The following is a 19,550-nucleotide window of genomic DNA, read 5'->3' as shown; positions in this document are numbered from 1 at the left end:
GCGCGATCAGCCGGTCGCGCCCTGCCCCTTTTCAGCCTTTCGCGGGCTTGCGTTTATGCACTGTCCCGCCAACGATAAAAAGAACGACCCTCATAAGGCGCGCCCATGCTGACATTCACAATCCGGCGACTTGTGCTCGCGATCCCGACGCTGCTCTTCATCAGCCTGGTGATTTTTATGCTGCTGCAGCTGGCGCCGGGCGATCCGATGGCGCAGGTGCCCCTTACTGTTCCCCCTGAAGTGAAGCAGCAGATGCGCGAGGCGCTTGGCCTTGGCGCCCCGGTCCACGTTCAGTACTGGAAATGGCTGGTTCAGTTTTTCTGGATCGAGCCGCAGGTGATGATTGACCACTGGTTCGGCACGACCTTCTCCGAAGGCAAACTGCGCGTCATCTCCTGGCAGACCCGTTCTCCGGTGATGGACATCGTGATGCAGCGCATGCCGCAGACGCTCTGGGTCGTCGGCATGTCCTATATCGTGGGAATTCTGCTGGCGCTGCCGATCGGCATCTATTCCGCCTATAAGCAGTATTCGCTCTTTGATCAGGCCGGCACCTTCGTATCGATGATCGGTTTTTCCGTGCCGCCCTTCTTTTCCGGCGTGATCGTGATCGTGATCTTTTCGGTGAACCTGGGCTGGTTCCCCTCGATCTATGATACCACCCATGTTGTCACCGACTGGGCCAGCTTCAAAGTGCAGCTCACGCAGATGATCATGCCGGTGATGGTCCTTGCCCTGCAGACCACCGCGCAGATCAGCCGCTTCATGCGAGCCTCCATGCTCGACAACCTCAACCAGGATTATGTGCGCACCGCCCGGGCCAAAGGCCTCAAAGAAAGCGCGGTCGTCATGGTGCATGTACTGCGCAATTCGATGATCCCCATCGTAACGGTGATCGCTCTGGGCATCCCGTCGATCTTTGGCGGCGCCATCATCACTGAGACGCTCTTCAAGGTGAACGGCATCGGCCAGCTCCTGCTGACCGCCCTTTTTGCCAATGATCTGCCGATGGTGATGACGCTGACCTTCATCTTCGCCATCCTGATCGTGGCCTTTAACCTGATCGCTGATGTCCTCTACGGGCTGCTTGATCCGAGGATCCGCTATGACTGACCAGCATGTGAACGCAGCCGCCGCGGAATACGAACTCTACGGCGCGCTCAAAGACAAAGAACCGCAGAAAGAGCCGCGCAGCCAGTGGAAGGACGTCTGGGACCAGTTCCGCAAACACAAAGGCGCGCTCATCGGCGGCGGGTTCCTGCTGGGCATCACGCTCTTTGTGCTGATCGGCCCCTGGGTCTGGCAGGTCGATCCCAAACAGCTTGATATCCGCAACAAAGACCTGCGTCCCATCTATACGCTGCTCTGGAATCAGGACGCCAACACGCTCTGGTCGCGCCCCTTCGGCACCGACAATCTGGGCCGCGACATCATGGCCACACTGATAGCAGGCGGCCGGGCCTCGCTGGCCGTGGGCTGGACGGCAATGATCCTGTCGCTGATGATCGGAACGGCCGTGGGCGTCTGCTCAGGCTATTTCAAAAAACTTGACGGCTTACTGATGCGCATCACCGACCTCTTCCTGTCCCTGCCGATCCTGCCCCTGCTGCTGGTGGCCGTCACACTCTTCCGCCAGCCTCTGCGCGCGGCCTTCGGGCCTGAAGGCGGCATGTTCATCCTGATTGTCGGCGTCATCGGCATCACCTCCTGGATGCCGACCGCACGCATTGTACGCGGCGAGATCCTCGCACTGAAAGAACGGGAATTCATCCTGGCCGCCCGCTCCATCGGGACCACACCGTTTCAGATCATCCGCCGGCATCTGCTGCCTAACGTGGTCTCGCCGATTATGGTCTCAGCAACGCTGGGTCTCGCCACGGCCATCATCACCGAAAGCGCCCTGAGCTTTCTCGGCGTGGGCTTTCCCTCAGACTTCCCGACCTGGGGCAAGCTTCTGTCGGATGCTGTGCCGCGCATGGAAGAGTTTCCTGAACGGGTCATGCTGCCAGGCATCCTGATTTCGGTCACGGTGCTGTCGGTCAACTATCTCGGCGATGGTCTCAGAGACGCGCTTGATCCCCGGATCAGAGGGCGCTGACGCCCTCTGATCCGCCTGGCAGGAGTGGGTTTCTGAAACAAACCTGCGGTGCGACCGCTCCACCATTCAGGATGCACTGCAGGAAAAAGGCAACGCCTGAACCAGGCACAGGAAACGAACGCGATAGACGATGAAATTTACGGGACGGCGGGCGGGGCGCCTTTGACGCAGTCCAAAAAGCGCCGTCCCGTTGTCCCCGGTGCAGTCAGAATCGGGTGACGGACCACTGGCTTCACGCAAAAACCCACTCATCCGCGCGCGATGCTTTCCGACCAGAAAGAACCGTTACTCCACGCTTGCCCTGAGCCGTCTGACCATCCACCAGACCAGCAGCACAACCGGCACCGTCACCAGCGCCGTCAGCATACCCTTGCTGAGCCCCGTTGCCTCTGACACCGGATAGAGCAGATACCCCGCCAGCGAGACCGCATAATAGCTGATCGCCACTACCGACAGCCCCTCGACCGTGCGCTGCAACCGCAGCTGCAGATCTGAGCGCTGGTCCATGCTCGCCAGCAACTCCTGGTTCTGCGCTGAGCGTTCCACATCCACCCGCGTGCGCAGCAGGTTCGAGGCCCGGATCGACCGGTCCGACATCTGCTCCAGCCGCCGCTCTGCAGAGCTGACGGTGCGCATCGCCGGCGCATAGCGCCGCATCATGAACTCCGAAAAATGCTGCCTGCTGCGAAACCGCATCTCGCGCAGTGCTTCGATGCGCTGATTGACCAGCGCCTCATAGGCCCCTGTCGCCCCGAACCGGAACGACGACTGCGCAGACAGCGTCTCAAGCTCCGCCGAAATGCTCAGCAACGCGTTAAGCGTCTCTTCCGCGCTTGCTGTCTCGCTTGTCATATCGCTCATCAGACTGGTCAGCCGCGTATCAAGCTCATTCAGACGCGGTTGCAGCGCCCGCACCCGCGCAAATCCCAGCATCGACATGGATTTATAGGTCTCAATCTCACAAAGACGCTGCACGATGCGCCCGATGCGACGGGTCCCGGTCTGATCACCGGTAAACACCGCAAACCGCAGATGTCCGTTGGTGTCGATCCTGAAATCCCCGGCGATAGTGGCCGCATTGTCCAGCACATTCGCCACGGCAAGGCTCTCCGAAACAAACCAGCTCTCCAGCGACTGCTCAATCTCGGCGTCATCTTCCGGGCGCGGTAGCACATGGACCATCACAGATGTTATCCGCTGGCCGGGCGCCTCATCCAGCCAGTCAGACGGGAAGACGTCAAAGCCTGCCGGGTCAAACGGGCGCTCAGTGCCCTCTTTGATAAACGCAGTATAGGTTACAAACTCGGTGTGCTGCTCCCATTTGATCCAGTGTCGTCCGATCTGGCCGTAGTAATGCGTGGCGCCGGGCTGCGGATGCGGCGCGCCATGACGGTCCAGCAGGTCCGTGAGGTGTCGAAGATCCTCAGACCGGTCACGGCTGACCGCGTCATTTGGCCTTTTAATCGCGATATAAACGGCGCTGCAGGGCGCCTCCATTGAAGGAAACGGCCGGGCATGCAGCTCATTTGCGAGTTTATAACGCAGCGGGTGATCGGTAATGGATGGCATAAATCGGGCTCCGGAGACACCGTGAGAAATAACGCCTCCACTCTCAAAGTCAATAAATTTCACCTTTCCGATCAGATACTTAACTGAGTGCAACGGTATACCATCCGTATTCCGGGCTGCTCGGTGATACAAAGACTGTTCAAATCCCGCATCTTAGCCCCTTCGTCAGCCTGTCCCGGAACATCGTGCCTGAAAGCCGCGTTGACCCGTGCCTCACCGGGATAAAGGACGATAAACATGAGCAAGAGCGAAAAGGCCCCTCTGACCACAGGGCCCGTCTGGCGTGTGCTCGCATCCATGTCCGCCCCGATGAGCTTTGGCATCTTCGCTGTGCTGAGCGTAGGCCTTGCGGATGCCTATTTTCTGTCACAGGTGAGTGGTGCTGCCCTTGCAGCCGTGGGCTTCATCTATCCGGTAACGACGGCTGTCACCTCTTTGTCAATCGGCCTCAGCGCCGGCGCCAACACGGCGCTGAGTCAGGGCGTGGGGCGCGGAGATGATGATGAGACCGCGCGGCGCCTTGCCCTGCACGCGGTAGGGCTGGGAACCGTACTTGCGGTGGTCACAGCCGCCATCCTGTGGATCTCCTTTCCGGTTCTTTTCTCCGCGCTCGGTGCAACCGACGCCGCTGCACGCGAAATCGCCGGCTATATGCCGGTCTGGAGCTTCTCTTTTCCCTTTCTCGTTACAATGATGGTCATCAACGCGGTCTTTCGGGCCCATGGTGACAGCCTCACGGCGCCTGTCATTATGGTCGTTGCTGCGGTCATCAATCTCGGCCTTGATCCCCTGCTGATCTTTGGCATGTGGGGTCTGCCCGAAATGGGCACGCGGGGTGCTGCCGTTGCGACATGCGCAGGCCGTGCCACGGCCATGGCCATCGCGCTCTGGCTGGCCTGGCGGCGCGGATTTCTGGGCGTCTGTGGCAACCCGTTTACAGGCGTCACCGCATCGGTGCGGGCAGTGCTCAGCGTGGGCCTGCCGGCGGCCTTCTCCAACGCCATCAATCCTGCCGGCATGGCGCTCGTCACCGCTGCTGTGGCGACCGTGGGCGAGGCCGCCGTCGCGGGCTTTGGTGCCGCTACCCGCGTTCAGAGCCTTGCACTGGTGCCGCTTATGGCGCTCTCTGCAGGCATCGGCCCGGTGGTTGGCCAGAACCGGGGCGCGGAAAAGTATGACCGTGCGCGAGAGGGCACAAAGCTGGCCTTTGGCTTCTGCGTTGCCTACGGCGCTCTGATCGCGCTTGTTCTGGGGATATTTGCTGAGCCCATCGCCCGCGCCTTTACATCCGGCGGCGAAGACACCGGATATGCCACGCTTTATCTGCGGTTCGTGGGCGCAAGCCTCTTCGGATACGGGATCGTGGTGGTTGCAAATGCGGCGATGAATGCGCGCGACAAAGCGATGTGGTCCATGGCCCTGAGCCTGTCGCGGATCTTTGTGATCTACCTGCCACTGGCATGGGCCGGTGCTCTGATGGCGGGTTTTCCCGGCGTCGTTGTTGCGGCCATCCTAGCCAATGTCCTCGGCGCATGGGGCGGGCTTGTGGCCACCCGCGCCACAGGGCTGATCGCGACCGAGACGCCGCTGGTCAACGCCCCGCGCCGCTTTCTGCCCGGTCAGTCCTGAACGCGGCAGCCTGCGGCGGATGTCACGGTTGCCGCACGGCGCGCGGTCTGCCCGCATCGTCCAGAGCCACAAAGGTGAAGTGGGCATCAGTGACCTTTACCCGCTCCTCGTGGTGCCGCACCCGGCGCCAGGCTTCAACATGGATGCGCATTGACGTCCGCCCGATCTTTGTGGCTTCGGCATAGAGAGAGACTTCGTCTCCGACTTTGACAGGGCTGAGAAACTGCATCCCGTCCACCGCCACAGTAGCCGACCGGCCGCCCGAGATGAGCGCCGCGATATTACCTGCGGCAAGATCCATCTGTGACATCAGCCAGCCTCCGAAAATATCACCGGCCGGATTGGTATCCGCCGGCATCGCCACGGTACGGATTGCAAGAATCCGGTCGCCCTCATCAGGGCGACCGGAGGGTTCAGGCTGATCGCTTTGCGTTACGGCCGGATCACCGGGCTGCATACTGCGACGTCAGTCGATCAGGGGCAGAAGCTTTTCAAGGCTCGCCTTGGCATCGCCATAAAACATCCGCGTGTTGTCCTTGAAGAACAGCGGGTTTTCGATGCCCGAATAGCCCGTGCCCTGCCCGCGCTTGGAGACGAACACCTGTTTGGCTTTCCAGCATTCCAGCACCGGCATGCCGGCGATGGGGCTGTTGGGATCATCTTGCGCCGCCGGGTTCACGATGTCGTTGGACCCGATCACAATCGCCACATCTGTGCTCGGGAAATCATCGTTGATCTCATCCATTTCCATAACGATGTCGTAGGGCACTTTGGCTTCCGCGAGCAGTACGTTCATGTGCCCCGGCAGACGCCCCGCGACAGGGTGGATGGCAAAGCGCACGTTCTTACCTTTGGCACGCAGCTTGCGCACCAGATCGGCAACTGCGCTCTGCGCCTGGGCCACAGCCATACCGTAGCCAGGAATGATGATGACGCTGTCGGCCTCGTTGAGTGCCGTGGCAACGCCGTCCGCATCAATCGCGACCTGTTCGCCCTCGACCGCCATCTGCTCGCCCGCAGGGCCGCCGAAGCCGCCCAGGATCACCGACACAAAAGACCGGTTCATCGCTTTGCACATGATGTAGCTCAGGATTGCACCCGAAGCGCCCACCAGCGCGCCCACGACGATCAGCAGGTCGTTGCCAAGGCTGAAACCAATGGCTGCTGCCGCCCAGCCTGAGTAGCTGTTGAGCATTGAAACCACGACAGGCATATCGGCGCCGCCGATGCCCATGATCAGGTGATAGCCGATAAAGAGCGCCAGCAGCGTCAGCAGCACGAGCGTCCAGCTGCCTGAGCCATTCATGTACATGATCGCCAGCAGCAGCGAGAGACCAGCCGCCGCCGCATTCAGAAGGTGCCCACCGGGCAGTTTCGCCGCAGAACTGTTCACCCGGCCCGCGAGCTTGCCGTAAGCGATCACAGAACCGGTGAAGGTCACCGCACCGATCCAGATGCCCAGCACCAGCTCCACCCGCAGGATGCCGATCTCGACGCCGGTTTTCTTGGCAATGAGCTGACCAAAGGACGACAGCCCGTCATAGATGCCGTCGGGCAGCTGCGCATAAGCACCCGGCGTGCCAAGCATCAGCGCGTTCTCTGCAAAGAGACTGCTCATGTTGTTGATCATGATGTCAGCATTGAAGCCCACAAAGACCGCCGCGAGCCCCACCAGCGAGTGCATGATGGCCACCAGCTCGGGCATCTGCGTCATCTGCACCTTGGTTGCGAGCTGATAGCCGACAGCCGCCCCCATAGCGATCAGAACAACTGAGACGATGCCAAGGTCCTGCCCCGGGCCAATGAGCGTCGCAAGCACAGCGATTGCCATGCCGACGATGCCGTACCAGACGGCGCGCTTGGCGCTTTCCTGACCACTCAGGCCCCCAAGGCTGAGGATGAAGAGAACAGCCGCGACCGCGTAGGCCGCAATAGTAAATCCGAATTCCATTGTTCCCGTCCCTCTTTAAGATTTCTGGAACATGGCGAGCATGCGCCGTGTCACAAGGAAGCCACCAAATATGTTGATCGAGGCCATAAAGACCGCCAGTGCCGCGAGCAGCGTTATCAGCAATGAGCTCGACCCGATCTGTATGAGCGCCCCCAGGATGATGATTGACGAGATCGCATTGGTGACCGCCATCAGCGGTGTGTGCAGGCTGTGTGCGACGTTCCAGATCACCTGGAAGCCGATAAACACCGCGAGAATGAACACGATGAAGTGCTGCATGAAGCTCGCCGGTGCCACGAGTCCCACAGCCAGCAGCAGACCGCCACCAATGGCCAGCAGACCGACCTGATTGCGGGTCTGGAGCTTGAAATCGGCGATTTCTTTGGCCTTCTTCTCCTCCGCCGTCAGCTCTTTGGCTTTTTCCTTTTTCGGCGCCGCTGCGATGGCCGAAACCTTTGGCGGTGGCGGCGGGAATGTCACCTCCTTGGCATGGGCAATCGTCGCCCCGCGGATCACATCGTCTTCCATGTTGTGATTGACCTCACCGTCCTTCTCCGGCGTGAGGTCGGTCATCAGATGGCGGATGTTGGTGGCGTAGAGCGTCGAAGCCTGTGTGGCCATGCGGCTCGGGAAATCGGTGTAGCCGACGATTGTGACGCCGTTGTCTGTCACGAATTTCTGGTCAGGTACGGTCAGTTTGCAGTTGCCGCCCTTCTCCGCTGCCAGATCCACAATGACCGAGCCGGGTTTCATGGACTTCACCATGTCCTCGGTCCACAGTTCCGGCGCTTCGCGGTTGGGGATCAGAGCGGTGGTGATTACGATATCGACCTCAGGGGCGAGTTCGCGGAACTTTGCCAGTTGCGCTTCGCGAAACTCCGGGCTCGACACAGATGCGTATCCGCCCGAAGCGGAGCCATCCTGCTGCTCTTCCTCGAAATCGAGGTAAACGAACTCGGCGCCCATGGATTCGACCTGTTCGGCCACTTCGGGCCGCACGTCAAAGGCATAGGTGATCGCACCCAGCGATGTGGAGGTCCCGATGGCCGCCAGACCGGCGACGCCGGCACCCACCACAAGCACTTTGGCAGGCGGCACTTTACCCGCCGCCGTGATCTGCCCGGTGAAGAACCGGCCGAAGTTATTGCCGGCCTCAATGACCGCGCGATAGCCTGCGATATTCGCCATGGAACTCAGCGCATCCATTTTCTGCGCGCGGCTGATCCGGGGGATCATTTCCATTGCGACAACAGTGGCGCCCTTTTCGGCCGCCTCCTTCATCTTGTCTTCGTCCGCAACCGGGCTGAAAAAGGAAATCAGTGTCTGATCGCTGCGCAGACGCTTCATCTCGGCCTCGGAGGGCACACGCACCTTCGCGACGATATCAGCAGCCTTCCACAAAGCGGCGGCGGTTTTGGCGATCTCAGCACCGGCCTCCTTATAGGCCGCATCGGCAAAACCTGCCTTTTCGCCCGCGCCACTCTCGATAATGCAGGTATGGCCAAGTTTCTGCAGCTGCAGGGCGCTGTCCGGCGTCATTGCAACGCGGTTTTCGCCCTCAAATGTCTCTTTTGGTGTGCCGATCTTCAATGGAAGCTCCCCCGGTATTTACGTTTTCGAGCAAAATGGTGCACAGAAGTGCGTTGTCCAGTACCGTTTCAACGGGCGGGGCACAAGCAGGCTGAAGCCTGTGAGCGCTCACGCCTGCCCGGATTTCAGACCCACCTGCCGGTTTTTTCAGCATAGCGTGCAAAATCCGCCCGGAACAACCGCCGCAGCCGGTTTTCTTCCGGCACAATGAACCGTCGTTCGAGAATAACGGCCAGCACCGGCACCAGCACCAGCGACAGAACAGCGTCAAACCACAGGCAGAGCCCTGCCAGGATAAGCACATCCGCGAGATAGATCGGATTGCGCGTTTTGCTGAAAATACCACTGGTGATCAGCTGTGCAGGCTCTCGGTGCGGGATGATCGTGGTGCGCGCGCGGCGAAACTCCATCGCCGCCAGCAGAGTCAGGACCATCCCGGCGCCGATCAGCAACCCGGCAATCAGCGAGGTCACGGGATGCGCGAGGGTCAGCCCCAGCGACAGAACCTGCGCCTGCCACCAGGCGACCACCGCAAAGCACGCAAGCCACAGAGGCGGCAGATCGAACTGTTTCACTTCACAGCCTCCGCAGGTTCCCAAAGCTCTACGGGATTGCCTTCAGGATCATGCAGCCGCGCGAAGCGGCCGTTCGGATAGCTTTGCGGATCAAGACTGGCCTCAATGCCCGCAGCCTTCAGATCGGCCACCATTTCATCAAGATCATCAACCCGGAAATTCACCATAAAGGCCTGCGTGTTTTTTCCGAAGTATTCTGTCGTCTGATCAAATGGCGCGAAAACGGTGGGGCCGGCTGCCTGGGTCCAGACCGGCTGATCATAGTCCTGCGGCACCGGCGTCACGCCCAGATGCTTTTCATACCATGCGGCCAGCCCCGCCGGGTCCGCCGCCCGAAAAAACACGCCACCAATCCCGGTCACTTTCGCCATCTCAGCCTCCCGCCTTCTCACCGGACAGCATAAACCGCCCGGCATCTGATTGCACCTGGCTGCTTGCGCCTGGCGCGCACCCCCCTAATCTGGGCGGGGCGATAACGGAGAGGGCTTATGACACTGAAGGGCAAACACGCAGTTGTAACCGGAGGCGGCACAGGCATCGGCCTCGCAATCGCCAGGAAACTGACGACAGAGGGCTGTGAGGTGACAATCACCGGGCGGCGCAAGGAGGTACTTGAAGACGTCGCCGGCAAGGGCCTGCATGCCCTTGCGATGGATGTCCGCGACGAAAAAGACGTCATTGCTGCGTTTGCCCGGGCCACCGACGCCCGCGGGCCGGTGCAGATTTGCGTGGCCAATGCCGGTATCGCCGAAGGCCGCGCGCTGCACAAAACCGACATGGATTTCTGGCGCAATATGATGTCGACCAACCTCGACGGAGCCTTTCTCACGATCCGCGAGGCGCTGAAAACCATGCGCCACGAAGACTGGGGGCGGGTGATCGGCATTTCATCAATTGCCGGTCTGCGCGGGCTGCAGGGCGCGTCGTGCTATACGGCGACGAAACACGGGCTGGTTGGGCTGATCCGGGCGCTCAGCGAAGATTATCTGGGCCGTTCCATCACCTTTAACGCGCTTTGTCCTGCCTATGTGGACACGCCGATCGTGACGCGCAACACCGCCTCAATCGCAGAGCGCGCAGGCGTCAGCGAAGACAAAGCGCGCGATATCATGATCTCGGCCAACCGCCACAACCGGCTCATTCACCCCGATGAGGTCGCAGCGGCAGCCCTGTGGCTGGTCTCTGAAGGATCGGAAAGCGTGAACGGTCAGGCCATCGAAATCGCCGGCGGCCAGATGTAGCGCTCGTATGCGTCAGGCGACCTGAGCCGGCAGCGGCGTGCGGCTTTGCGCCCAGGACCGGACAGCATCCCCGAAGGCCGCGAACAACGGACGCGATACCGGATCCTGCGAGGCCCTGTATTCCGGATGCCACTGCACCGACAGCGTAAAGCCCGGCGCATCCGCGATAAAGATGGCCTCGGGCGTGCCGTCAGGGGCCACACCGTCGACAATCACCCGCTGCCCGGACGATTTTATGCCCTGCCCGTGCAGCGTGTTTGTCATGACCTCAGAGGCCCCCATCAGACGGTGAAAGGGCCCGCCTTCGGTAAAGGAGACCGTGTGGCGGTGTTCGAATTTTTCCTCAAGTGTGCCGTCGGGGGGCATGCGGTGGTTCATACGCCCGGGCAGTTCACGGATTTCGGGATAAAGCGTGCCGCCCATAGCGACGTTCACTTCCTGAAACCCGCGACAGATGCCCAGAAACGGCTGTCCGCTCTGCACACAGGCGCGGATGAGCGGCAGTGCCACGGCATCGCGCGCTCGGTCAAACTCGCCATGCGCCTCGGTGGGCGGCTCGCCATATTCTTCAGGGTGTACGTTGGGCCGCCCGCCGGTAAAGAGAAAACCGTCGCAGCGCTCCAGCAGATCGGCGACGGAGACAAACCGCGGATCCGCCGGTATTAGCAGCGGCATACAGTCCGATACTTCCGACACTGCCTCGGAATTCATTGCCCCGCCGGCATGGGCGGGATACTGATCGTTCAGCAGATAACGGTTGCCGATGATGCCAACAACTGGGCGTGCCATCCGGGTGCTCTCCTGTGTTCCCCCCTTCCGTGATATAAGAGAACGCAGCGCATGATAACAGCCTGTCTGCGCGCAGAAACCTGTGCGCAGATGCAAAATGCGGCCTTCAGGCGGATTTTCGGGCAGACCCTGTGGCTCAGGCGTCTCCTGTAAGACCTGCAGCGGCAATCCCCGCAAGACCGGCGATCACGTCATTGTCGGAGGTATCACCCGTGACACCCACCGCGCCGATGATAACGCCCTTGCGGTCACGCATCAGAATGCCGCCGGGCACAGGGACGACTTTGCCGTCATAGACCCCGTTCATGGCAATCATGAAATAAGCCTGCTCATCGGCCCGCGCCTTTTGTGCCGATCCCGGCAGCCCCAGCATGATTGAGCCGTAAGCCTTGCCCTGCGCGATCCCGAAACGACCGGGCGAGGCTCCGTCTTCACGTTCGAACGCCTGCACATGCCCGCCGGCATCCAGAACCACCACCGACAGCGGTTTGAGTTCCATCTCCCGGCCTTTTTCCAGCGTTTTGCGGATAATCGTCCGCGCTTTTCTCAGTGATACAGACATGTCTCTCCCTTTTTTCTTCCGGCCGGAAAAATGTCCCGGTGGCCTCCGGAGGCCGACAGCCCCCGCAGCGGTTAGTTTCCCTGCGCCTCTTTCAGTTCAAGACGCCGCGCGTGCAGCACAGGTTCGGTATATCCGGACGGCTGCACCCTGCCCTTGAATACCAGATCGCAGGCTGCCTGAAAGGCAATCCCGTCAAAATCAGGGCCCATGGGCGTGTAGGTCGGGTCAGACGCGTTCTGATCATCCACCACGGCCGCCATCCGCCGCATCGCGGCCATCACATCCTGCGCATCGACAATGTCATGGTGCAGCCAGTTGGCGATGTGTTGTGCGGAAATCCGGCAGGTCGCGCGGTCTTCCATCAGGCCGACGTTGTTCATATCGGGCACCTTGGAACAGCCCACACCGTGATCGACCCAGCGCACCACATAGCCCAGTATCCCCTGGGCATTGTTCTCGACCTCGCGCATTTTCTGCGCATCCGTCCATTTCTGATATTCGGCGAGCGGGATGTTCAGCACCGTATCGACATAAGCCCGGCGCCCGCCTGCCCTGAGTTGCTTCTGCACTGCAAAGACATCGACCTTGTGATAATGCAGCGCATGCAGAGTCGCTGCCGTCGGGCTCGGCACCCAGGCACAGTTGGCACCGGATTTCGGGTGTTCAATCTTCTGCTCAAGCATCGCCGCCATCAGATCCGGCATTGCCCACATGCCTTTGCCGATCTGCGCGCGCCCGCTCAGACCGCATTCCAGCCCGATATCCACATTCTGGTTTTCATAGGCTGTGATCCAGGCCTTGCGCTTGATGAAATCTTTGCGGCTGAAAGCACCCGCCTCCATCGAAGTGTGAATCTCATCGCCGGTGCGATCCAGAAACCCGGTATTGATAAAGGCCACACGCGATTTCGCCGCCCGGATGCACTCTTTGAGGTTCACCGACGTGCGCCGCTCCTCATCCATGATGCCCAGTTTGACCGTGTTTTGCGGCAGCCCGAGAACCTTTTCCACCGCTGTAAACGTCCGGTCGGCAAAGGCCACCTCATCCGGTCCGTGCATCTTGGGTTTAACCACATAGACCGATCCGGCCAGTGAATTGCCGCCGTCACGCTGAAGATCGTGCATCGCAATCAGCGTTGTGACCATCGCGTCCATCAGGCCTTCGAACACCTCGTTGCCGTCCCGGTCGAGGATCGCGGTATTGGTCATCAGATGGCCCACATTGCGCACCAGCATCAGCGCCCGCGTGCGGATTGTGACATCACTGCCGTCGGGTCCGGTGATCACCCTGTCGGACCTGAGACGCCGTGTCTGCGTTTTGCCGCCCTTCTCGAAGGTGTCTTCCAGATCACCGCGCATCAGACCCAGCCAGTTGCCATAGGCCTGAACCTTGTCTTCAGCATCGACACAGGCAACCGAATCCTCACAATCCATAATCGCGGAAATCGCACTCTCGAGCTGCACATCCGCAAGGCCCGCCTGATCACGGCTGCCGATCCGGTGGGTGCGGTCAAAGATAAGCTCAACATGCAGCCCGTGATTGCGCAGCATCACACTGTCGGGGGCCCGCGGGTGCCCGGTATAGCCCACGAATTTCTCCGGCTCCGCCAGGGGCCGGTCATCAATCAGCAGGGCGCCGCCGGACACGTGATAGCGGCGCGCATCCGCATGGCTCGTCATTTCAATCGGAAAAGCTTCGTCAAGGAACACGCGTGCCCGCGCGACAACCCGTGCGCCGCGCCCCTGATCGTACCGTCCGGAAGGAGGGGCGCTGCCCATCGCGTCGGTGCCGTAAAACCCGTCATAAAGACTGCCCCAGCGTGCGTTGGCCGCGTTCAGGGCATAGCGTGCATTGGTGATCGGCACGACCAGTTGTGGTCCGGGGACAGTCGCAATCTCGGCGTCAACATTTGCCGTGTCGATCTCAAAATCATCCCCTTCGGCCAGAAGATATCCGATCTCACGCAGAAACGCGACATAGGCCGTGTGGTCATGTGCCTGACCCCTGCGTTCGCGGTGCCAGGTATCAATCTTTTCCTGCAGGGCCTCGCGTTTTTCCAGCAGCGCCCTGTTCTCAGGGCCCGCTTCATGCACCAGTTCCGAGAACCCCGACCAGAAAGCGCCGGCCTCGACGCCTGTACCGGGCAGCGCTTTTTCTTCGATGAAAGCTGCAAGTTCCGGGCTGACCTGCAGTCCGCTGCGCTCGGTTCGCTGTGCCATGATATCTCCGTGGAATTTGCGTATACCGTTGTATCCCGCCCATCTAGAACGCCGCGCCGGACAAGGCAACGTCCGCAGGGCCAAATCGCCGCCAAGGGCAGTGTGTTTGCGCAAACACCCGGCAGGCAGCGGGCCAGCGCGATCAGTCTTTGCCGCGTGCCCGCCTGCAGCGGTCCGAACAATAGCGTACTTCGTCCCACACGGCCTGCCATTTGCGCCGCCATGAAAACGGTCTGCCGCAGGTCGCGCAGACTTTCTGCGGCAGATCAGATTTGCGCTTCATTTTTCCCGGCATGATGTGTTCTGACGCTGTCCGACTGGATTTTTTAGCAGCATAACGCAAAACCGCCCCGTGCGCGAAGCACGAGGCGGTACGAAGATAAAGGCGGAGACTCTTAACCGTCGGTGTTGATAACCACTCCAGCCTCACTGCCGTTGATGTTGGTCACCGCGTCAGCACTCTCCTCGCCTGCGTACATGCTCACATAGACAAAGAGCAGGATGATCATAAGAAAACCAAAAATCATCGCACCCTTGATGCCCCACAGGGCCGGGCGATGCCGTTTCTGTTGCTTTTCAATATTTGTGTCGGGCGCAGACATGAAGTCTCCTTTTCGTTTACTGCTTGTGGTCACAGCTTGCAGCCACGTGCTTACAGACCTAACGTTCAGCCCAGCAAACTGTTCCAACATTAAATATGCAGGCCCCCATGAGAGATGCAGCTCCCACGACAATTTACCTGAGCGATTACAGACCTTTCGGGTTTGACGTTATCTCGGTCGAACTGACTTTTACGCTGCATCCGAACCGCACGCGCGTCGCCAGCCGTATTGCGTTTGCGCCCAGGCCGAACGGTGACGGGCGGTTCTTTCTGCATGGCGAAGATCTGAAACTGATCTCAGCGCGCATCGACGGCGCCCCGGCAGAACCGGACATCACCGACGACGGCCTGACATGTGCCGTGCCTGACCGTCCGTTTATCTGGGAGGCTGAGGTGGAAACCGACCCCGCCGGCAATACTGCTCTTGAGGGGCTTTACATGTCGGGCGGAATGTACTGCACCCAGTGCGAGGCCGAAGGGTTCCGCAAAATCACGTATTACCCCGATCGTCCGGATGTGATGAGTGTCTTTACGGTCCACATCCACGGCCCTCACCCTGTCCTGCTAAGCAACGGCAATCCGGTGAACCGGTCGGAAAACCAGGCAAGCTGGCACGATCCCTGGCCCAAACCTGCTTATCTCTTTGCGCTGGTGGCGGGAGAACTGCACAACCACCCCGGATCATTCACGACGAAATCCGGGCGAGAGGTTGAACTGAACCTCTGGGTCCGGCCTGGCGATGAAGGGAAATGCGAATTTGGCATGCAGGCCCTGAAGGACAGCATGAAATGGGACGAAGATGTGTACGGTCGCGAATACGACCTCGATATTTTTAATATCGTGGCCGTGGACGACTTCAACATGGGTGCCATGGAAAACAAGGGGCTGAACGTCTTTAATTCCTCAGCCGTGCTCGCCTCGCCGGATACCTCGACCGATATGAATTTTGAGCGGATCGAGGCAATTATTGCGCATGAATATTTCCACAACTGGACTGGTAACCGGATTACCTGCCGCGACTGGTTCCAGCTCTGCCTCAAAGAAGGGCTGACCGTTTACCGCGACAGCCAGTTCACCTCTGATATGCGCTCGGCGCCGGTGAAACGAATTTCGGATGTCATTGACCTGCGAGGGCGCCAGTTTGCGGAAGATCAGGGCCCGCTTGCGCATCCGGTACGACCGGAAAGCTTTCAGGAAATCAACAATTTCTATACTGCAACCGTTTACGAAAAGGGTGCAGAACTCATCAGAATGCTGCGCTGCCTTGTCGGTGCCGACGCCTACTCGAAGGCGGTTGATCTGTATTTTGACCGCCATGACGGCGAGGCCTGCACCATCGAAGACTGGCTGCGGGTATTTGAGGATCAGACCGGGCGCAATCTGACACAGTTCATGCGCTGGTACAGCCAGGCCGGAACACCCACACTGAAGGTAGAAGAAGAATGGAATTCAGGTGTTTATACCCTGATCTTTACGCAAAGCCTTAAGCCATCAGACGCGACACCCGATCCACTGCCGCAGGTGATCCCGATCGCCGCAGGTCTGCTGGCGCCGGACGGTCGTGAGGCGGTGCCGACACAGGTTCTGGAAATGACCGAAGCAACGCAAAGCTTCAGCTTTGAAGGTCTCGACGCACGGCCGGTGCCGTCTGTGATGCGCGGCTTTTCCGCGCCCGTTGTACTGGAAAGCGATCTGCCGGTGGCGCATCGCGCCTTTCTGCTGGCGCATGACACCGACCCGTTCAACCGATGGGAAGCGGGGCGCAGCATCGCCCGCGACAGTCTGCTGAACGCGATCCGTACCGGGGCCGCACCGGATCCCGCATATATGGACGGGATGCGCGTGACGTTACAGGACGACACGCTTGATCCGGCCTATCGTGCCCTGATGCTCGGCCTGCCCGGCCAGTCGGACCTTGCAACAGCCCTGCACAAAGAAGGCACAACCCCGGATCCCGATGCGATTTATGCGGCCACCGAGGCGATGCGCGATGCGCGGGCCGCGCATCTGGGTGATCTGGCACAACCGGTTTACGCCGCCCATCAGGTCACTGAGCCTTTCAGTCCCGATGCCCGTCAGGCCGGACACCGCGCTCTGGCCAACGCCATGCTTGCACTGCTGGGCCGCCTCGATGGCGGCGCTCAGGCAGCCAGGCAATACGCCGCCGCAGACAATATGACCCAGAAGCTCGCCGCACTGAGCGTGATGCTGGAAGCCGGCAATGGCGACGATGCCCTTGCCGCCTTTGAAGCGGAGTGGAAAGACGATCGCCTTGTGATGGACAAATGGTTTGCGCTGCAGGTGGTGGCATCCAGACCTGATCAGACCGCGAAAATCGCAGCCAGGCTGACAGAGCACCCTGATTTCAATTGGAAAAACCCCAACAGGTTCCGCTCGGTCATGGGAGCACTTGCCGGCCATCACCCAGGCTTTCACGCAAAAGACGGCGCCGGGTACCACCTGCTGGCCGACTGGCTCATTCGTCTGGATCCGGTGAACCCGCAGACCACGGCGCGCATGTGTTCAGCGTTCCAGACCTGGCGGCGGTATGACGATGCCCGCCAGACGCTGATTGCAGCTGAACTGGACCGGATCCTGGCCACACCGGATCTGTCGCGGGATACGACTGAAATGCTTACCAGAATCCGAGGAAATTCCTGATGAAACCTGTCCTTCTGATAACCGGCGGCTCCAGCGGCATCGGCGCCTCCTGTGCCCGCATCGCAGCCGCGCGCGGGTATGACCTCGCACTCAGCTATCGCTCCAGCGCATCTGAGGCAGAAAAGGTTGCCGCCGACTGTAGGTCCGGGGGCGCCGATGTCATCCTGTGCCAGGGCGATGTGGCCGACCCCGCAGATATCGCCGCCATGTATGCACAGATCGACGAGGACTTCGGGCGACTTGATGCGCTGATTAACAACGCAGGCGTCGTTGACCAGACGGCAAAGCTGACAGAAATGGACCACGCACGCCTCAAACGGATGTTCGACATCAATGTCATCGGCGCCATGCTGGTAGCCAAAGAGGCCGTCGTTCGGATGCAGGCACAGGGCAAGGGGGGCGTCATCGTGAATATCTCCTCGGCGGCCGCGCGTCTTGGCTCGGGAAACCAGTACGTCGATTATGCAGCATCGAAAGCTGCGATAGACTGCTTTACCAAAGGTTTGTCGGACGAGGTTGCCGCAGATAATATCCGCGTTATGGCGATCCGTCCGGGGCTGATTGAAACCGAACTGCACGCCAAAGGCGGCGAGCCCGGCCGCGCGGATAAACTGGCGCATATGGTGCCGATGAAACGCAAGGGCTCGGCGGATGAGGTCGCTCAGGCGATCATGTGGCTTGTGTCCGACGATGCAAGTTATGTAACGGGATCAACCCTGGATGTGACAGGTGGCCGCTGAGACATTTCAGTATCGCCGGCGGGGGCGCAGCCGTGCGGCCCTGCTGACTGTTGGTCTGGTGTGGCTGGCCCTGCTGGCTGCGATCGTCCTTCTGGATGCGGCATGGTGGCTGGTGGCGATTATCGGGTTTTTCAGCCTGCCCGCGATCTGGGAACTGATCAGCAACCCCGAGGCGGGGCTTGATCTTGATGACAGTACCGTGCGCTGGTTCTCAGGCCGCCGGGAGGCTAAGATGACGCTGAGCGAACTTGCGAAACTCCGTCTCGATACGCGGCTCGATTTCTCGGTGCGGGCGACACTGATCCCGCATGAGGGCCGCAAAATCCGTCTGCCCTATGAATGCACACCACCGCATGAGGCGCTGGAGCAGGCTTTTGCCGCCCGCGGGATCGCGTCAGAGCGCCACCACTTTTCGCTTATCGGCTGACAGGCTCAGGAATGACCGGCGTGCGTCCGGGCCGTTTCGCCGGGATAAGCGGCGCGAGGCAAAAGGGCTGCGCCCTGGTCCATGCAGCCATTTCATTGCGCTTACGCGGCACCCGCAGCGGCCCCCAGTCAGCGGCCACCCCCCGCCATCGTGTATCGCGATGATCAATGACACCATCGCGCGGCACCGTTGAGGCCATGATCCGCACAGCGCAACTCAGGTTTTCGCCGCCCCGTTTGAGTGCTTCGCCCGTGCCTGCCCGACAGCCATATCCGCGCGCTGTGGCCGGAGATATCTGCAAAAGTCCGTACCACCGGCCCTCTCCGCCGACCGCACGGGGCCGCCAGGTGCTCTCATGCTTGGCCAGTGCCGACATGAAACCGACCCAGAATGCCTCGCGCCCGGCAGTGTCCGCAATCGGATAAAGCGGACACCATTCGCCGATATCGGCAGGCACCATCTCAACAAGCTCGCGCCCGTGGGTGCGCAGTGCATCAAGGGCAGCTGCATTCCAGAGCGCGCTGTTGTCGGTGTGATGCCACCGCATCTGTGGCAGTGCGCGGGCGTCGGATCCCGTGGCACCGGCCGGGACCGCGCCGGCTGTCATAAGCGCCAGGCAGGCCGCTGAAGAATATCGGAGGAAAGCACGTCGGATCATCGCGCGATACTGCGCCGCGCGCCGGGCCGGTGCAAGTCGCGGCGCCAGCGTCGCGGCAAACCGGCAGGAAACGGTGCGTTGCCGCAGGCCGGACAATGCCACGGAAAAGGCACCTGAAGGGCACCAGGCGGCGGGAAATCAACGCGATGTCACCCTTCGGGCGCCGCCTTTTCGCCCGATTGCCCGCGCATCCTGGGGGCCTCTGTCATTCCCGGAATGGTTAAATGTCGCTGTTGTCAA

Annotated in this window: 19 protein-coding genes; 7 read left to right on the top strand and 12 right to left on the bottom strand. The window is 60.5% G+C overall.

Annotation, left to right across the window (positions count from 1 at the left end):
- The first annotated feature begins 105 nt into the window (after positions 1 to 105).
- Both G3256_RS06475 and G3256_RS06470 read left to right on the top strand, forming a co-directional pair.
- On the top strand, positions 106 to 1,113 hold the full coding sequence (locus tag G3256_RS06475) for an ABC transporter permease (RefSeq protein ID WP_169640040.1): 1,008 nt from the start codon (positions 106 to 108) through the stop codon (positions 1,111 to 1,113).
- Positions 1,106 to 2,098, top strand: a complete 993-nt coding sequence (locus tag G3256_RS06470) for an ABC transporter permease (RefSeq protein WP_169640039.1) — start codon at positions 1,106 to 1,108, stop codon at positions 2,096 to 2,098. Before G3256_RS06475 ends, G3256_RS06470 begins: the two co-directional genes overlap by 8 nt.
- A gap of 285 nt (positions 2,099 to 2,383) precedes the next feature.
- On the opposite strand, the gene G3256_RS06465 is transcribed toward G3256_RS06470, so the two are convergent.
- Positions 2,384 to 3,667, bottom strand: coding sequence for a DUF3422 family protein (locus G3256_RS06465; protein WP_169640038.1), 1,284 nt, complete (start codon positions 3,665 to 3,667; stop codon positions 2,384 to 2,386).
- A gap of 237 nt (positions 3,668 to 3,904) precedes the next feature.
- On the opposite strand from G3256_RS06465, the gene G3256_RS06460 reads away from it, so the two are divergent.
- Positions 3,905 to 5,296, top strand: a complete 1,392-nt coding sequence (locus G3256_RS06460) for an MATE family efflux transporter (RefSeq protein ID WP_169640037.1) — start codon at positions 3,905 to 3,907, stop codon at positions 5,294 to 5,296.
- 22 nt (positions 5,297 to 5,318) lie between these two features.
- Here the strand turns inward: G3256_RS06460 and G3256_RS06455 are convergent, their stop codons facing one another.
- The 5 genes from G3256_RS06455 to G3256_RS06435 form a co-directional block, all read right to left on the bottom strand.
- The gene (locus G3256_RS06455; RefSeq protein WP_169640036.1) at positions 5,319 to 5,753 is read right to left on the bottom strand and encodes an acyl-CoA thioesterase; all 435 of its coding nucleotides are present in this window, start codon (positions 5,751 to 5,753) and stop codon (positions 5,319 to 5,321) included.
- 9 nt (positions 5,754 to 5,762) lie between these two features.
- A complete protein-coding gene (locus tag G3256_RS06450; RefSeq protein ID WP_169640035.1) occupies positions 5,763 to 7,247 on the bottom strand; it encodes an NAD(P)(+) transhydrogenase (Re/Si-specific) subunit beta in 1,485 nt (494 codons plus the stop codon).
- Between the two features lie 15 nt (positions 7,248 to 7,262).
- Positions 7,263 to 8,837 carry a Re/Si-specific NAD(P)(+) transhydrogenase subunit alpha gene (locus G3256_RS06445; RefSeq protein ID WP_169640034.1) on the bottom strand — a complete coding sequence of 525 codons (1,575 nt, stop codon included), beginning with the start codon at positions 8,835 to 8,837 and terminating at the stop codon, positions 7,263 to 7,265.
- A gap of 125 nt (positions 8,838 to 8,962) precedes the next feature.
- Positions 8,963 to 9,412, bottom strand: coding sequence for a methyltransferase family protein (locus G3256_RS06440; protein WP_169640033.1), 450 nt, complete (start codon positions 9,410 to 9,412; stop codon positions 8,963 to 8,965).
- Positions 9,409 to 9,783: a VOC family protein gene (locus tag G3256_RS06435; RefSeq protein WP_169640032.1), complete on the bottom strand. Its 375-nt coding sequence runs from the start codon at positions 9,781 to 9,783 to the stop codon at positions 9,409 to 9,411. The genes G3256_RS06440 and G3256_RS06435 overlap by 4 nt, the downstream gene beginning before the upstream one ends.
- A gap of 117 nt (positions 9,784 to 9,900) precedes the next feature.
- Here G3256_RS06435 and G3256_RS06430 point away from each other — a divergent pair, with 117 nt between their 5' ends.
- Positions 9,901 to 10,653, top strand: coding sequence for an SDR family NAD(P)-dependent oxidoreductase (locus tag G3256_RS06430; RefSeq protein WP_169640031.1), 753 nt, complete (start codon positions 9,901 to 9,903; stop codon positions 10,651 to 10,653).
- A gap of 12 nt (positions 10,654 to 10,665) precedes the next feature.
- Here G3256_RS06430 and G3256_RS06425 read toward each other — a convergent pair whose 3' ends face one another.
- The 5 genes from G3256_RS06425 to G3256_RS06405 all read right to left on the bottom strand — a co-directional run bounded on the left by G3256_RS06425 (position 10,666) and on the right by G3256_RS06405 (position 14,825).
- Positions 10,666 to 11,442, bottom strand: coding sequence for a gamma-glutamyl-gamma-aminobutyrate hydrolase family protein (locus G3256_RS06425; protein ID WP_169640030.1), 777 nt, complete (start codon positions 11,440 to 11,442; stop codon positions 10,666 to 10,668).
- Positions 11,443 to 11,578: 136 nt separating this feature from the next.
- On the bottom strand, positions 11,579 to 12,004 hold the full coding sequence (locus G3256_RS06420; protein WP_169640029.1) for a GlcG/HbpS family heme-binding protein: 426 nt from the start codon (positions 12,002 to 12,004) through the stop codon (positions 11,579 to 11,581).
- Positions 12,005 to 12,075: 71 nt separating this feature from the next.
- The gene (locus G3256_RS06415) at positions 12,076 to 14,223 is read right to left on the bottom strand and encodes a malate synthase G (protein WP_169640028.1); all 2,148 of its coding nucleotides are present in this window, start codon (positions 14,221 to 14,223) and stop codon (positions 12,076 to 12,078) included.
- 142 nt (positions 14,224 to 14,365) lie between these two features.
- Positions 14,366 to 14,506, bottom strand: coding sequence for a DUF2256 domain-containing protein (locus G3256_RS06410; RefSeq protein WP_169640027.1), 141 nt, complete (start codon positions 14,504 to 14,506; stop codon positions 14,366 to 14,368).
- Between the two features lie 112 nt (positions 14,507 to 14,618).
- Positions 14,619 to 14,825: a hypothetical protein gene (locus G3256_RS06405; RefSeq protein ID WP_169640026.1), complete on the bottom strand. Its 207-nt coding sequence runs from the start codon at positions 14,823 to 14,825 to the stop codon at positions 14,619 to 14,621.
- 107 nt (positions 14,826 to 14,932) lie between these two features.
- On the opposite strand from G3256_RS06405, the gene pepN reads away from it, so the two are divergent.
- Genes pepN through G3256_RS06390 form a run of 3 tightly spaced genes read left to right on the top strand, consistent with a single transcriptional unit; the run spans position 14,933 to position 18,652 of the window.
- Positions 14,933 to 17,485, top strand: a complete 2,553-nt coding sequence (gene pepN, locus G3256_RS06400) for an aminopeptidase N (protein ID WP_169640025.1) — start codon at positions 14,933 to 14,935, stop codon at positions 17,483 to 17,485.
- Positions 17,485 to 18,225 carry an SDR family oxidoreductase gene (locus G3256_RS06395; RefSeq protein WP_169640024.1) on the top strand — a complete coding sequence of 247 codons (741 nt, stop codon included), beginning with the start codon at positions 17,485 to 17,487 and terminating at the stop codon, positions 18,223 to 18,225. The genes pepN and G3256_RS06395 overlap by 1 nt, the downstream gene beginning before the upstream one ends.
- Positions 18,215 to 18,652 carry a hypothetical protein gene (locus tag G3256_RS06390; RefSeq protein WP_169640023.1) on the top strand — a complete coding sequence of 146 codons (438 nt, stop codon included), beginning with the start codon at positions 18,215 to 18,217 and terminating at the stop codon, positions 18,650 to 18,652. Before G3256_RS06395 ends, G3256_RS06390 begins: the two co-directional genes overlap by 11 nt.
- Here G3256_RS06390 and G3256_RS06385 read toward each other — a convergent pair.
- On the bottom strand, positions 18,642 to 19,412 hold the full coding sequence (locus tag G3256_RS06385; RefSeq protein ID WP_425501530.1) for a transglycosylase SLT domain-containing protein: 771 nt from the start codon (positions 19,410 to 19,412) through the stop codon (positions 18,642 to 18,644). The genes G3256_RS06390 and G3256_RS06385 overlap by 11 nt on opposite strands.
- Positions 19,413 to 19,550 lie beyond the last annotated feature (138 nt).

This window comes from Roseobacter ponti (assembly GCF_012932215.1).
GTDB classification, from domain to species: domain Bacteria; phylum Pseudomonadota; class Alphaproteobacteria; order Rhodobacterales; family Rhodobacteraceae; genus Roseobacter; species Roseobacter ponti.
Note: the sequence above shows the minus strand (reverse complement) of the source record. Positions and strands in the feature narration are given on the sequence as shown.

Bases quoted from the DNA above. Each gene is read 5' to 3' on its own strand.
- G3256_RS06415 (WP_169640028.1), bottom strand. From the start codon at position 14,223: ATGGCACAGCGAACCGAGCGCAGCGGACTGCAGGTCAGCCCGGAACTT.
- G3256_RS06450 (WP_169640035.1), bottom strand. From the start codon at position 7,247: ATGGAATTCGGATTTACTATTGCGGCCTACGCGGTCGCGGCTGTTCTC.
- G3256_RS06410 (WP_169640027.1), bottom strand. From the start codon at position 14,506: ATGAAGCGCAAATCTGATCTGCCGCAGAAAGTCTGCGCGACCTGCGGC.
- pepN (WP_169640025.1), top strand. From the start codon at position 14,933: ATGAGAGATGCAGCTCCCACGACAATTTACCTGAGCGATTACAGACCT.
- G3256_RS06465 (WP_169640038.1), bottom strand. From the start codon at position 3,667: ATGCCATCCATTACCGATCACCCGCTGCGTTATAAACTCGCAAATGAG.
- G3256_RS06430 (WP_169640031.1), top strand. From the start codon at position 9,901: ATGACACTGAAGGGCAAACACGCAGTTGTAACCGGAGGCGGCACAGGC.
- G3256_RS06455 (WP_169640036.1), bottom strand. From the start codon at position 5,753: ATGCAGCCCGGTGATCCGGCCGTAACGCAAAGCGATCAGCCTGAACCC.
- G3256_RS06435 (WP_169640032.1), bottom strand. From the start codon at position 9,783: ATGGCGAAAGTGACCGGGATTGGTGGCGTGTTTTTTCGGGCGGCGGAC.
- G3256_RS06460 (WP_169640037.1), top strand. From the start codon at position 3,905: ATGAGCAAGAGCGAAAAGGCCCCTCTGACCACAGGGCCCGTCTGGCGT.
- G3256_RS06420 (WP_169640029.1), bottom strand. From the start codon at position 12,004: ATGTCTGTATCACTGAGAAAAGCGCGGACGATTATCCGCAAAACGCTG.
- G3256_RS06405 (WP_169640026.1), bottom strand. From the start codon at position 14,825: ATGTCTGCGCCCGACACAAATATTGAAAAGCAACAGAAACGGCATCGC.
- G3256_RS06395 (WP_169640024.1), top strand. From the start codon at position 17,485: ATGAAACCTGTCCTTCTGATAACCGGCGGCTCCAGCGGCATCGGCGCC.
- G3256_RS06425 (WP_169640030.1), bottom strand. From the start codon at position 11,442: ATGGCACGCCCAGTTGTTGGCATCATCGGCAACCGTTATCTGCTGAAC.
- G3256_RS06475 (WP_169640040.1), top strand. From the start codon at position 106: ATGCTGACATTCACAATCCGGCGACTTGTGCTCGCGATCCCGACGCTG.
- G3256_RS06470 (WP_169640039.1), top strand. From the start codon at position 1,106: ATGACTGACCAGCATGTGAACGCAGCCGCCGCGGAATACGAACTCTAC.